Origin of the sequence: Mesorhizobium sp. M7D.F.Ca.US.005.01.1.1, from assembly GCF_003952545.1 — a bacterium.
GTDB lineage: Bacteria > Pseudomonadota > Alphaproteobacteria > Rhizobiales > Rhizobiaceae > Mesorhizobium > Mesorhizobium loti.
The window spans coordinates 3,079,087-3,092,002 of sequence record NZ_CP034453.1 but is presented as its reverse complement, the minus strand read 5'-3'; the positions used below and the strand labels follow the sequence as shown (position 1 = coordinate 3,092,002).

Genomic DNA, 12,916 nt, shown 5'->3' with positions numbered 1-12,916 from the left:
ATCCCTTTCAGCCAGGCGCCATCTCCGCGTCAGCGGGATCGGCGTAGACTCGATCTTTCCAGGCAAAGCATGGCCTTTTTGGGGTCACGCTTCAATCCGCCTCGAATTCACAATCCGGGCACCCGATTAACAAACCATGGCGACAGGCACCAGTTTCCGATCTTGAATTTCGGCCATGGCCCTGCGCGGCGCCGACTATATCACAGATTCGACCATTGAGGTCAGCGCCAATATCAGCCCTTGCCTGGCGAGGCGGACCGGTGCACCAGCGTGTCGCTATATCCGCCGGCCGCTGTCGTGCTGCACAGCTCATTCCACTCACAGCCGCCGCAAGCCTTGCGCACGCGGCCCGCCGAAAACGCCTGCCGCATCCGAGCCAGGATTGCCGCATCGAGATCGAGACTGGCGCCGACGCGGATTGATTGCGCCAGCAATTCCTCCACGTCCTGTGCAGCGAGCCGGTCCCGCTCGACGACGCTCTCGTTGAGACAATGCGGTTCCGGCTCGTCGAGCAAGGGAGCGCAGACATCGTCGGGGCCGGAAACGAGGAGGACGTCCTCGCCCCGGCTCAGGCGCTCCGCGACGCGATCATAATTGGCGGTGAAGGCGGGGCTGTATCCCTTGCCCACATAGGTGAGCAGGCAAAGGAGGTGATGGGCGCGTAGCCTGATCGTCATTTATTCTTGTGGCCTGAGGTCGGTCGGCTCGGGTTTGTAGCCCGAAAACAGCTTGAGTGTCGCAGCACCCAGCGCCGACTTGAGCAACCCGCCGACGAGAAAAGGCAGGAAGCCAAAGGTGATGGCCTTCTCAGTGCCGATCATGACAGCGAGCCACATGGTGCCGAGAACCAGGCAGGCAAGGTTACCGAGCAGCATGGCGGCGAAGGCGAGCACCACCCTGTTGCCGTTCCAGCCGCGTTCGGCCAGCCAGCCGACAAGCGCGCCGGTGATCGGGAAGGCGAAGAGATAGCCGCCCGTCGGCCCGACGAAATGCTGTACGCCGGCGGCGCCTCCGGCCAGGACTGGAAAGCCCACCGCGCCTTCGACCAGCCAAGCGGCGATGGTCACAGCGCCAAGCCGCCAGCCATAGAGCGCGCCGATCAAGGTCACGGCGAAGGTCTGCATGGTCACTGGAACCGGCACCATTGGCACTTCGATGTAGGACGACAGTGCCAGGAACAGCGTGCCGAGCACGACAGCTCCGGCCTGCCAGCCGAGGGAGCGATCCTGGAGCCGGAGCGGGCTGAACGAGGGCTTGCTGGACAAGAATGCGATGTCTGCCATTGGGATTCCTTCGATCGATTGCAAATTATAGATAATTTCTGTTTTCGATCTATTATCGAATCCACAATTCCGGTGAGATAGCAAGCCCTGGCTGTGCAAAGGGTCGTCCTAGCCGACGATGGCAAAGGCTTCGCGCGTCGTCCCGGAGGCCGTCCTGACCGGCTTGCGGCCAATCCACTGGACATGCCGCCCCAGCGTCACGGCCGCCGATTCGGTGTTCCCCTGCCGCAAGGCGGTGAGTATCGCGCGATGATCCTGATCGGTGCGTGTCTCCCACTCCGAGCGCCATGCCGCAAACAGGAAGCGGGCACTCGCCGCGTGCAGATCGTCGATGGTGGCGAGCAGGCGCGGCATGCCGCATGGCGCCAGGATCAGCCGGTGGAAGGCGCGATTGGCTTCCTCCCATGACCTGACGTCGCGGGACTTGTCGCCGGCCTTGGTTGCCTCTTCGGCGAGATCGAGAATGGCTGATGTCAGGTGTGGCGCGGCGTGGCGCAGCGCCAGCACTTCGAGTGCCGCCCGCATTTCGGCGACTTCCTTGACCTCGCCCAGATCGAACGACGCCACTCGCACGCCTCGGCGCGGCTCACCGATGGCCAGCCCTTGCGCCTCGAGGCGGCGAAAGGCCTCGCGCACGGGAACATGACTGGTGTGGAATTCCTCGGCGATATGATCCTGCCGAAGCCTGGCCCCCGGCTCGATCGCGCCCGAGATGATGCGGTCCGCCAGCACCTTGCTGATGCGCACCGCGATGGTGTCGTCTGTGCCCTTTGCCATGTTTTATAGATAATTTGCGGCGGGGCAGCTTGTCGAGACGGCAACACCAGGATTCGGTGGGTTGCCTCTTGTGCGGGCGTCCTCGTCAGCCGTGCCGGAGAGGCGCGGCAACGTTTCTCAGTTCACCCGGCTGATGCAGAAATCGATGACGTCGATCAGCGCCGATTTCTGCGGCGTCGCTTCCAGCGGCGCCAGCGCATCGCGGGCGATCTCGCCGAAATGGCGGGCGCGCCCGATCGTGTCGGCAATGGCGCCGTGGCGGGTCATCAGGCCGGTCGCCTTTTCCAGACCGGCGTCATCGGTGACATTGTCCTCGATGGCGCGCTTCCAGAAGGTGCGCTCGGCCTTGGAGCCGCGCCGGTAGGCAAGGATGACCGGCAAGGTCACCTTGCCTTCGCGGAAATCGTCGCCGACGTTCTTGCCCAGATCCTTGCTGGTGCCGCCATAATCCAGCGCATCGTCGATTAGCTGGAAGGCAAGGCCGAGATTCATGCCGTAAGAGCGCAGCGCGGCACGATCATTGCGCGTCGCCTGGGCGATGACGGGACCGACCTCGGCAGCAGCCGAAAACAGCGCCGCGGTCTTGGCCTTGATCACCGCGAAATGCTCGTCCTCGGTGGTTTCGAGGTTCTTGGCGGCGGCAAGCTGCATCACCTCGCCCTCGGCGATGATCGAGGCCGCACTCGACAGGATGTCGAGTGCTTCGAGCGAGCCGACATCGACCATCATGCGGAAGGCCTGGCCGAGCAGGAAGTCGCCGACCAGTACGCTTGCCTGGTTGCCCCAGATCATGCGGGCGGTCTTCTTGCCGCGGCGCATGCCGCTCTCGTCGACGACGTCGTCGTGCAGCAGCGTCGCGGTGTGCATGAATTCGACCGAGGTGGCGAGCTTGACGTGGCCCTCGCCGACATAGCCGAACATCTGCGCGGCAGCGAGTGTCAGCATCGGCCGCAGCCGTTTGCCGCCGGACGAGATCAGATGATTGGCGACTTCCGGGATCATCTCGACGTCGGAGCCGGCCTTGGACAGGATCAATTCATTGACGCGCCCCATATCGGCGGCAGTCAGATCGATCAGATCCTTGATGGAGGCAGGCTCCCGCTTCCCGTTTTCGATGTTGAGAACGACACCCACGACAATCACTCCCGTCTTGGTATAACGCGTGCGACGGCACCCTTAGTCCCTGCATGGACTCTAGGGCGGCGGACATGGCCACGGCAAGTGGCGAATTGGCGCGGCGGCGATGACGGAATGTCAACCGACGCCGAAAGGGAGTTCTACTTTGCCACGGGAATCCGCCTGCCCGTTTACATCAGCGCTGCAAACTGAGAGTTTCGCCCGATGATTGAGCTCATTCGCACCAACGACGCCGTCATCATCTCCTTTGTCGAATCGCTGATGCGCGATGCCGGCATCGGCTGCTTCGTCGCCGACCAGAACATGAGCGTGCTCGACGGCTCGCTCGGCATCCTGCCGCGGCGCGTCATGGTCGACGCCGACCAGGCCGACGCGGCACGGCGCATCCTGACGGATGCCGGCATCGCCAACGAGATTCGCGGAAAATAATGTCCGCCGCGCCGGCCACCCTCGTCCCGGACACGCCGGCCCATACGGTCGACGCTTTCCATCGCGGCCGGTTCTGGCTGGTGCAGCCCAAGCAAGGCGGCCATCGCGCCGGCATGGATGCGATGATGCTGGCGGCGTCCGTGCCATCCGCCTTTGCCGGGCGTCTCGCCGATTTCGGTGCCGGCGCCGGGGCCGCCGGACTGGCGGTGCTGTCACGCTGCCCGGCCGCCGAGGCGGTGCTTGTCGAACGCGCGCCGGAAATGGCGGCCTTCGCGGCGGCCACCCTTGCCCACCCCGGCAATGCCCATCTCAGCGATCGGGCATCGGTGCTGGTCGCCGATGTCACCGTATCGGGCCGGGCGCGGGCGGCCGCCGGCCTCGCCGACAACGACTTCGACTTCGTCATCATGAACCCGCCTTTCAACCCCGCACGGGACCGCGCCACCCCCGATCGCCTCAGAAAAGAAGCCCATGTCATGGAGGACGGGCTGTTCGAGAGCTGGATCCGCAGTGCGGCAGCGGTCGTCAGGCCGCGCGGCGGGCTTGCCGTGATCGCCCGCCCCGAACAGCTCGGCGCCATTCTCGATGCGATCGCAGGGCGCTTCGGCGATGCCGAGATGCTCGCCGTCCATCCTCGCCCAGACGCGGTGGCAATCCGCATTGTCGTCAGGGCAGTGCTCGGGGCGCGGGGAAAGCTTGCCATCCGCCCGCCCCTGATGCTGCACGCGCAGTCAGGCCACCGCCCCGATGAGCGCAGCGAAATGATCACCAACGGCCTCGCCTCGCTGTTTGGAGATTGAGCTATTCTGCCCGGCCACATTGCCGTTGGCCGGGAAATCCCTACATGCCTGCAACCCATCGACCGGAGACCGCGCCCTCGTGAAACGACTTATCAACCGCCTGCTGCCGAAATCCTGGCGCTCCACCGTCGTCACCATTCCGGTCATCCGGCTGCACGGCACCATCATGGCCGGCGGTGGCCAGTTCCGACCGAGCCTGTCGCTGGCCTCCACCGCTGGCCTCATCGAGAAGGCGTTCTCCTACGACTCGCCGGCGGTTGCCATCTCGATCAATTCGCCGGGCGGCTCGCCGGTGCAGTCGCGGCTGATCTTCAAGCGCATCCGCGACCTGGCGATGGAAAAGAACAAAAAGGTCCTGGTCTTCGTCGAGGACGTCGCGGCATCGGGCGGCTACATGATCGCGGTCGCCGGCGACGAGATTTTTGCCGATCCGTCCTCCATCGTCGGTTCGATCGGCGTGGTGTCGGCCTCGTTCGGCTTTCCGGAACTGATGAAGAAGATCGGTGTCGAGCGCCGTGTCCACACTGCCGGCCAGAACAAGGCGGTGCTCGATCCCTTCAAGCCCGAGAAGAAGGAAGACGTCGAACGCCTGAAGGCACTGCAGCTTGAGGTGCACGGCACGTTCATCGATCTCGTCAAGGAGCGGCGCGGCACGAAACTGAAAGATGATCCGGACCTGTTCACCGGCCTGTTCTGGACCGGTATCAAGGGCCTCGAACTCGGCCTGGTCGATGCGCTCGGCGATATGCGCACGGTGCTGAAGACCCGTTTCGGGGCAAAAACCCAGCTTAGGCTGATCACGGCGCCGCGCGGTTTCCTCAGCCGCTTCGGCCTGTTCGGTTCGAGCAAGGGCTTCTCGGTGCCCGATATCGCAGCCGCTGCCGCTAGCGGCGTGATCGATGCGGCGGAAGAGCGCGCGTTGTGGGCACGCTTCGGGCTTTGAAAACCCGGCAAAACCGTCTAGCATGAGAGTTAGAAATCTCATGCATGTCGTTACCCAAACCGGATCCACTTTTGGACGACATGCATCAACCGACCCGACCGGCCGCCTTCGCCGGCCCACGTGGGAGGAGTTTTGGTATGCCGCAGATCATTTTCTTCACCGTCGTTGGCGTCGCCGCCTATTTCGGCTACCGCACCTTCATTAGGGAAGCTGAGCGCGTGACCGCCAAGGTGCGGCGCACCGAAAAGCAGGCGGCCAACGGCGCGATCGGAACGCTGGTCAAGGATCCGAAGACCGGCGAATACCGGCTGGCCAAGGACTGAGCATCATTTCGCATACCATTGTGGACACCGACATCGGGTCGCGTAGCTGGCACGCGCACGCCAAGATCAATCTTGCGCTGCATGTTACCGGCAGGCGCCCCGACGGCTATCATCTGATCGAGAGCCTGGCGGTGTTCACACGGTTTGGCGACAGGGTCGAAATCGTGCTCGCCGACAGCGATGAGTTCACCGTGTCTGGCCGTTACGCCCCGGCCGTTCCTGTCGACGCCAGCAATCTGGTGCTCAGGGCGCGCGATGCCCTGCGACAAGCGGTCAGGCACGAGAGAACACCGCCGGTCGCCATTCGGCTCGAAAAGAACCTGCCGGTCGCCTCCGGCGTCGGCGGCGGTTCGAGCGACGCGGCGACCGTGCTGCGCGGACTGGTGGAGACATGGGCCCTGGACATCGATGGCACCAAGCTGGAGCGGATCGGCCTCTCGCTTGGCGCCGATGTGCCGATGTGCCTGGCGGCCAGGCCTCTGGTCGCGCGCGGCATTGGGGACGAGCTGTCGATGGTGCCGGATTTTTCGACGCTTGGATTGGTGCTGGTCAATCCAGGCACGCCGGTCTTGACGGCCGAGGTGTTTGCAGCGCTTGCCCATCGCGACAACGCAGCACTGCCGCCGCTGCCGCGCAGCATCGATTTTCACAGCCTGCGCAACTGGCTGGAGATCACCCGCAACGATCTCGAGCCAGCAGCGCTGGCGATGCAGCCCGCCATCGGCAGGGCGCTTTCGTGGCTGAACAAGGCTGGATCGGGTTTTTCACGGATGTCCGGGTCCGGCGCCACCTGCTTCGGCCTGTTCGAGACCGGCAATGTCGCCAAGCGGGCCGCTGCCGAGATCCGCGGCCGCCAGCCCGACTGGTTCGTCGCCGCGACGCGCAGCATCGCATCGGAGGGCGCTGATGGCCACAATTGACGAAAGCCGTTCCTTCATCCCCGTGCGCATCGCGGTGCTGACCGTTTCGGACACACGCAGCCTCGCCGACGACAAATCCGGCCAGACGCTGGCCGATCGCATCACCGAGGCGGGCCACATCCTGGCCGCCCGCGATATCGTCACCGACGACCGTGAGAAAATCCGCGACACGGTTCTGGCGTGGTCACGGGACAAGGATATCGATGTCGTGATCACCACCGGCGGCACCGGCTTCACCGGCCGTGACGTGACGCCGGACGCGCTGGAGCCGATCTTCGAAAAGCGCATGGACGGCTTTTCGGAAGTGTTCCACCGTATCTCCTACGACAAGATCGGCACCTCGACGATCCAGAGCCGGGCGACCGGCGGCGTCGTCAACGCCACCTTCGTCTTCGTGCTGCCAGGTTCGCCAGGCGCCTGCAAGGACGCGTGGGACGGCATCCTGAAGGCGCAGCTCGACTACCGGCACATGCCGTGCAATTTCGTCGAGATCATGCCGCGCCTGGACGAGCATCTGCGGCGCGGCAAATCGGCTCCATAAAAGCCGAGGCAAAGCGCCGGTTCCACGCCGCGTTTGCCAAGCAGAACAGCACCTACGCCTTCGAAACCCCATTCCATACCTGATCTCGGAAAACTAACCTGCTTGAAGGCGATCATCGCCGTCACGACAAGGCAGATACGATGACCGTGCATACCGGCGGATGCCATTGCGGCAACATACGCCTTGGATTCTCAACCGAACTCGACCCGCAGCAAATCGAAGTTCGCGCCTGCCAATGTTCGTTCTGTGTCAGATATGGTTCGCGCGCCATCGCCGATGCAGCCGGCAAACTGATCATCTCGGTCAAGGACGAGGCGCGATTGCAGAGATATCAGTTCGGGCTGAGGACGGCCGACTATCTGATCTGCCGGGAGTGTGGCGTCTATGTCGCCGCAATCGCTGGAGAGGTAGACGACGCTAGGGCGATCGTCATCATCAACGCCCTGGACGACCGCGAGCGGTTCAATCGGGAGCCGGTTCGTGTCGACTTCGATGCCGAAAGCAAAGCGCAGCGCCAAGCCAGGCGTCGCGCTCGCTGGATGCCTGTCGAGTTGAGCTTCGGATAGTTCCTTCAGCGGATGACCGGCTCGCCATGGAATCGCCGGCGCGACGGCGGCGATACGCCGAAGCCGACCTCCATCATCAGCCGCGGCGTGCGCGCCGGCACGGTGCCCATGTGGAAGCCGAACGGATCCTCGACGAAGCCGAGGCCTGCTTCTCCAGTCAATGTCACCGGGCTCTGCTCGCCATAGACATCCAGAACCTCTTGCGCGGGATGGCCGACCAAGAGGGTGAGCTGATGCTTGAGGCTGCGGCGCTTGTGACTGCCTTTGACATAGACATGCGGGCCGGTGTCCGCATCGACCGGCTTGAGATAGAAAAAGAATTTCAGCATGCGCCAGTCGTCGAGGTCGAAATGATACTTGCCGAGCGAGGCGAGATTCTTGTCGGCATCCGAAGCGGCGCCCGTCGGGAAACTCCACCACACCCGCGTCGTGATCAGTTTGGCCTGGCCGCCGAGATAGTGCGCGGCAATGTCCAGAAGCAGCGGATCGCGCTGGATGGCGAGTGCCGCCTGGCAGTCGAGTATGCGCTCGAAAAAATGCCCACTGAGCAGCGAGCGGCCGAAGCGCTTTTCAGCCTCGGCATGTTCGCCCGGCATGAATTCGAGACGGCGGTCGAAATTGCCGAAGCAAGGCGTGCGCCCGGCGAAGTCTGCGATCTCCTCATGGATATCAGGCGGTAGGACCAGGCCCGAAAACAGCCCGTCGGAGCGCAGCGCTTCGACCACGGCTTCCCGTTCGGCGCCGGCAAACATCGTGTCCACCGCATTGACGACCGGCTGAGCGCGTTTTGCGCCCAGCCAATGCATGCGGCGTCCAGGCATGGTGCGCGCCAGCATGAACATCGGCAGCCAGGCTGGGTTTTCGCGAAGATCCTTGAGATAGGTCGGAATGCGCACCGCGATACGCCGCAGCAGGCTGCCGTTGCGCGCAATGGCCTCGAGACTGGCCGCACCGGAATTGTCGGGGGGTGAAAGGTTCATCGGGTCCTCGGCTATGAGAGCGTCACCGATGCCGCATCGGTGTTCACCACTCGGCATGACCCAAACCCAATTCACCGCTTGGGATGGAAACTAACCCCGCGCCAGATTTTGTGCAATGCACAATGGAGAGAGCAGCTGCAAAAAATCATGTCGGGGAGCGATGCTTCTGCTTTACCGGCGCCACCCAGATTTCGGCGTCGAGCCGCTTTGTCGCGAGGCCGCGAGCAATGGCCTCGGCGCTGCCGGCACTCTTGGCCGAGGCCGCGACCTGACGCTTGCTGATCAGCAATCCGTCGGCCAAGGCACGGTTTCCCGAAAAGACGCGCGCCAGGAACGGCGTGCGGCTGCCGCGCGCCCGCGAAAACCGTGCCGCCATGGTTTGCCTGGCTGTGTGGTCGACGACCACGTCGATCCAGCCCTCCACCAGCCGCGCGCCAGGCTCCAGTAGCAGCAGCCAGTCCCCCTTGGCCTGGCGGATGCCGACAGCGACGCCACCAGTCACGTACTGACAGCCGGCATGTTCGGCCACACGATGTGTCTGGTCGGTGGAGCCCGTGTCACAGACGATGACTTCACGCACGACGCCCTCGACCGCGCCGCCAATCAGCGAGGCGAGCGTACGGGTAAGGCCTTCCTCGTCATTGCGGGTTTCGATGAGAACACTGAGCATCATTAGCCGAATAGCGGAAAGCGCGACACAGCGCCAGTTATTGCAGCGCACCATAAAAAGTTCTTGCTTTGTTCTCTTCGACAAAATAGGAATAATTTCATGAACAGAGCGATTCGACACAACATGGACAGTCCCTGGGAGCGGGCGAAGATGGAACAGATCGTGCGCGCCGACATTGCAGCTTTCGGAGCAGGAAGAGCCGAGATGGCCAATGCGATGATCGAGCAGAGTGGCGTGCGTGTCCGTCCGGATCGCAACCGCGGCCGGTCGGCGGGCATCAATCCGTCCGGGCGATTCGAGCCGGTGAGCCGGCATGTTTTCGACGATGGTTGGAACTCGCTGGAAGAACTGCCGCCCTTCAAGACCGAAGTGCAGGTCGAGAAGCCGCGCACCATCATCACCCGCAACGAATCGCCTGACATCTCCTTCGACCGTTCGATCAACCCCTATCGCGGCTGCGAACATGGTTGTGTCTACTGCTTTGCCCGGCCGACGCACTCCTTCATGGGACTGTCGCCGGGCCTCGATTTCGAATCCAAGCTGTTCGCCAAGCCGGATGCGGCGCGCTTGCTCGACAAGGAGCTGTCGAAGGAGGGCTACCAGCCGCGCACCATCGCCATCGGCACCAACACCGACCCCTACCAGCCGATCGAGAAGCAATACCGGATCATGCGCGAGATCCTCGAAGTGCTGGAGGCGCGCGGCCATCCGGTCGGCATCGTGACAAAATCCGCTTTGGTGACGCGCGACATCGATATCCTGTCGCGCATGGCCGAACGGGGGCTCGCCAAGGTGGCGTTGTCGGTGACGACATTGGACCGGATGCTGGCCAGAACGATGGAGCCGCGCGCATCGACGCCGACCAAGCGGCTGGAGGCGATCCGGCAGCTTTCGGATGCCGGCATTCCGGCTTCGGTCATGGTGGCGCCGATCATCCCCGGCCTGACCGACCAGGAGATGGAACGCATCCTCGATTCGGCACGTGCCGCCGGCGCCCGTGAGGCAGGCTATGTCGTGCTGCGCCTGCCCCTGGAAGTCAGCCCGATCTTCAAGGACTGGCTGCTGCGTCATTATCCTGATCGCTACCGCCACGTGATGTCGCTGATCCGTTCGATGCGCGACGGCAAGGACTACGATTCGGAATGGGGCAAGCGCATGAAGGGCGCCGGTCCCTATGCTTGGCAGATCGGCCGGCGCTTCGAGATCACCGCCAAGCGGCTCGGCCTCAATGCCGAACGGCGCACGCTGCGGACCGACCAGTTCGTTGCCGCTGCCAAGGATCAATTGCAGCTGACGCTGCTTTGAGAATGCACTTCACCGCGGCGGTCTGATCTGTCGCAGAGCGCAAGAATCCCGTCCGGCCTGCCCCGGCCTGCAGACGGTGCCCTCCCGGTCCGGCGCCCCACCCGACCCGGAGGGACTTGCGGAGAATCGGAGCCGATGCGAACCTCGCCGCAACATGGCTCGCGCGCGTTCCGATTCTCCGCTTCTCTTTGAGATCATCGAGAAACCTGACTTCTCCTTCGAGACGAAGGCGATGGTGGACGGGCTGTGGCCAGTCGCCGGGATGGATGAGGCCGGCCGTGGGCCGCTCGCCGGGCCGGTGGTCGCGGCGGCGGTGGTGCTCGACCCCGCCAACATTCCGGACGGTCTCGACGATTCCAAGCGGCTCAGCCATTTGCAGCGCGAAGCGCTGTTCCTGCGCATTCTCGGCTCCGCGCAGGCGATTTCCATGGCCTCCATCAGCGCCGAGGGCATCGACGGCAGCAACATCCTCAAGGCAAGTCTCGAAGCCATGCGCCGCGCGCTGGTTGGGCTGTCGGTTCAACCGAAGCTCGCCCTTGCCGACGGACGCGACGTGCCGCCGGGGCTGCCTTGTGAAGGGCGCGCGCTGATCAAGGGCGACCAGCGTTCGCAGTCGATCGCCGCCGCCTCGATCGTCGCCAAGGTGATGCGCGACCGCATGATGTGCGGCTGCGGCAACCATCACGACCGCTACGGCTTCGAAGTCCACATGGGCTACGCCACGGTCCGCCATCGCACGGCAATCGAGGCGCATGGCCCGGTGGCGCGGCTGCACCGCGTGTCGTTTGCGCCGTTCAGATTGGGCGGGGCTGAGGTCAATGACGAAGAGAGCTTCGTCGGACTGGAGTGAGCCGACGGCGATGGCAGCTAATCTCCCCCCTCGAGGGGGAGATGGCCGGCAGGCCAGAGGGGGTCGTCGCGCGTGAAGCGCTGGCGCCCTTCTTGTCTGCGAGATGGCGTCGCGCCCAGTCGAAGCGACCCCCTCTGTCGCCTTCGGCGACATCTCTCCCTCGAGGGGGGAGATTATCCGCGCAGACAAACAAAAAAGCCGCCAGGTTGCCCGGGCGGCTCCATGTCGGCGGCTTGAGAACCGCTCAGTTCAGCTTCGACTTCACGTCCGCGAGCGAAGCCTTGAACAGGTCGGCACCGGCCTTGGCGTCGATCTTGCCGGCGAGCAGCGTGCGCGCTGCCTCGACGGCGATATCGACGGCGCTGGCGCGGACTTCGCTGATGGCGTCACGCTCGGCCTGGCCGATCTTCTGTTCGGCAAGCGCTGTGCGCCTGACGACATAGTCCTCGGTCTTCTTGTGCGCGTCGGCGGCAAGCATATCGGCCTCGCGCTTGGCGGCGGCGACGATGTCGGCGGCCTCCTGCTCGGCTTCCTTGCGCTTGCGCTGATACTGACCGAGCAGCTGCTGGGCCTCCTCGCGCAGGCGGCGCGCTTCGTCCAGCTCATTGCTGATCCTGGCGGCGCGGGCGTCGAGCGCCTTGGCGATCATGCCAGGCACCTTGATATAGACGGCAACGCCCAGGAAAATGATGAGGGCTATTGTGGCCCAGAGCGTCGCGAGAGATGTGTAATCCATGATGCGCTCCTCACCGGGCCACGGATTTGACCGCGGCCGCGATCTCGGCCTTGCTGGCCTTGCCGCCGACCAGGGCCTCGACGATCGCCGAAGCGGTATCCTCGGCGATGCTGCCGACTTCCTTCATGGCATTGGCCTTGATGGAAGAAATGCGGGCTTCGGCCTCGCCAAGCTTCGCGTCGAGCGCGGCCTCAACCTTCTTGCGTGCGGTCTCGGCCTCGGCCTTGGCCGCATCGTTAGCCTGCTGGCCGATCGCGTTGGCCTTGGTCTTGGCTTCCGCCAGTTCCTGCTCGTAAGCAGCAACGGCGGCGTCGGCCTCGCCCTTCAACTTGGCTGCCTGGTCGAGGTCCTGCGTGATGCGATCGTTGCGGACATCGATGATGCCCCCGACGCGCGGCATCACAACCCGCTTCAGGAAGAGGTAGAACAGCCCGAAGGTGATCGCCAGCCACAGAAGCTGCGACGGGAACGTCGCCGGATCGAATGGCGGAAACGTGCCATGCGCTTCAGCAGGCACGCTGGTGCCGGAATGCGTGTCGCCTTCCGTCGCAGCATGGCTGGTATCGGCTGATGGCGCGGACTCTTGCGCGAAGGCAGATGTCACGAACATGGACTATCCCCGAAATTCAGGCCCGCCGCTTGCGCGGCCGGCCTGT

General features: G+C 63.9%; 17 protein-coding genes. 9 read left to right on the top strand and 8 right to left on the bottom strand.

Annotated elements, in window-relative coordinates:
- Positions 1-233 precede the first annotated feature (233 nt).
- From EJ076_RS14730 to EJ076_RS14715, 4 genes are all read right to left on the bottom strand, one after another.
- The gene (locus EJ076_RS14730; protein WP_126068370.1) at positions 234-677 is read right to left on the bottom strand and encodes a DUF1284 domain-containing protein; all 444 of its coding nucleotides are present in this window, start codon (positions 675-677) and stop codon (positions 234-236) included.
- Positions 678-1,283: a biotin transporter BioY gene (locus tag EJ076_RS14725; protein ID WP_126068369.1), complete on the bottom strand. Its 606-nt coding sequence runs from the start codon at positions 1,281-1,283 to the stop codon at positions 678-680. It abuts the gene before it with no gap.
- A gap of 108 nt (positions 1,284-1,391) precedes the next feature.
- On the bottom strand, positions 1,392-2,060 hold the full coding sequence (locus EJ076_RS14720; protein ID WP_057145533.1) for a GntR family transcriptional regulator: 669 nt from the start codon (positions 2,058-2,060) through the stop codon (positions 1,392-1,394).
- A 117-nt stretch (positions 2,061-2,177) separates the two neighbouring features.
- Positions 2,178-3,194, bottom strand: a complete 1,017-nt coding sequence (locus EJ076_RS14715) for a polyprenyl synthetase family protein (protein WP_109662154.1) — start codon at positions 3,192-3,194, stop codon at positions 2,178-2,180.
- A 207-nt stretch (positions 3,195-3,401) separates the two neighbouring features.
- Between EJ076_RS14715 and EJ076_RS14710 the strand changes: the two genes are divergently transcribed.
- The 7 genes from EJ076_RS14710 (at position 3,402) to EJ076_RS14680 (ending at position 7,719) form a co-directional block, all read left to right on the top strand.
- Complete coding sequence (locus tag EJ076_RS14710; protein WP_015318845.1) at positions 3,402-3,626, top strand: DUF2007 domain-containing protein; 225 nt, start codon at positions 3,402-3,404, stop codon at positions 3,624-3,626.
- Positions 3,626-4,426, top strand: a complete 801-nt coding sequence (locus EJ076_RS14705; protein WP_126068368.1) for a methyltransferase — start codon at positions 3,626-3,628, stop codon at positions 4,424-4,426. Before EJ076_RS14710 ends, EJ076_RS14705 begins: the two co-directional genes overlap by 1 nt.
- 79 nt (positions 4,427-4,505) lie before the next feature.
- The gene (locus EJ076_RS14700; protein WP_126068367.1) at positions 4,506-5,369 is read left to right on the top strand and encodes a S49 family peptidase; all 864 of its coding nucleotides are present in this window, start codon (positions 4,506-4,508) and stop codon (positions 5,367-5,369) included.
- A 137-nt stretch (positions 5,370-5,506) separates the two neighbouring features.
- Complete coding sequence (locus tag EJ076_RS14695; RefSeq protein ID WP_056581167.1) at positions 5,507-5,692, top strand: hypothetical protein; 186 nt, start codon at positions 5,507-5,509, stop codon at positions 5,690-5,692.
- Positions 5,693-5,712: 20 nt separating this feature from the next.
- A complete protein-coding gene (locus EJ076_RS14690) occupies positions 5,713-6,612 on the top strand; it encodes a 4-(cytidine 5'-diphospho)-2-C-methyl-D-erythritol kinase (RefSeq protein WP_126068366.1) in 900 nt (299 codons plus the stop codon).
- Positions 6,599-7,153, top strand: coding sequence for a molybdenum cofactor biosynthesis protein B (gene moaB / locus EJ076_RS14685; protein WP_126068365.1), 555 nt, complete (start codon positions 6,599-6,601; stop codon positions 7,151-7,153). Before EJ076_RS14690 ends, moaB begins: the two co-directional genes overlap by 14 nt.
- A gap of 140 nt (positions 7,154-7,293) precedes the next feature.
- Positions 7,294-7,719 carry an aldehyde-activating protein gene (locus EJ076_RS14680; RefSeq protein WP_126068364.1) on the top strand — a complete coding sequence of 142 codons (426 nt, stop codon included), beginning with the start codon at positions 7,294-7,296 and terminating at the stop codon, positions 7,717-7,719.
- A gap of 5 nt (positions 7,720-7,724) precedes the next feature.
- Here the strand turns inward: EJ076_RS14680 and EJ076_RS14675 are convergent, their stop codons facing one another.
- Both EJ076_RS14675 and EJ076_RS14670 read right to left on the bottom strand, forming a co-directional pair.
- Complete coding sequence (locus EJ076_RS14675; RefSeq protein WP_126068363.1) at positions 7,725-8,699, bottom strand: hypothetical protein; 975 nt, start codon at positions 8,697-8,699, stop codon at positions 7,725-7,727.
- A gap of 145 nt (positions 8,700-8,844) precedes the next feature.
- Positions 8,845-9,369, bottom strand: a complete 525-nt coding sequence (locus tag EJ076_RS14670; RefSeq protein WP_126071056.1) for a glycosyltransferase — start codon at positions 9,367-9,369, stop codon at positions 8,845-8,847.
- 150 nt (positions 9,370-9,519) lie between these two features.
- Between EJ076_RS14670 and EJ076_RS14665 the strand changes: the two genes are divergently transcribed.
- Complete coding sequence (locus EJ076_RS14665) at positions 9,520-10,674, top strand: PA0069 family radical SAM protein (RefSeq protein WP_126071055.1); 1,155 nt, start codon at positions 9,520-9,522, stop codon at positions 10,672-10,674.
- A gap of 154 nt (positions 10,675-10,828) precedes the next feature.
- Positions 10,829-11,524, top strand: coding sequence for a ribonuclease HII (locus tag EJ076_RS14660; protein WP_126068362.1), 696 nt, complete (start codon positions 10,829-10,831; stop codon positions 11,522-11,524).
- Between the two features lie 244 nt (positions 11,525-11,768).
- Here EJ076_RS14660 and EJ076_RS14655 read toward each other — a convergent pair whose 3' ends face one another.
- Both EJ076_RS14655 and EJ076_RS14650 read right to left on the bottom strand, forming a co-directional pair.
- Positions 11,769-12,260, bottom strand: a complete 492-nt coding sequence (locus EJ076_RS14655; protein WP_126068361.1) for a F0F1 ATP synthase subunit B — start codon at positions 12,258-12,260, stop codon at positions 11,769-11,771.
- 10 nt (positions 12,261-12,270) lie between these two features.
- Entirely contained in the window at positions 12,271-12,870 is a 600-nt protein-coding gene (locus EJ076_RS14650; protein ID WP_126068360.1) for a F0F1 ATP synthase subunit B, read from the bottom strand.
- Positions 12,871-12,916: the final 46 nt, after the last annotated feature.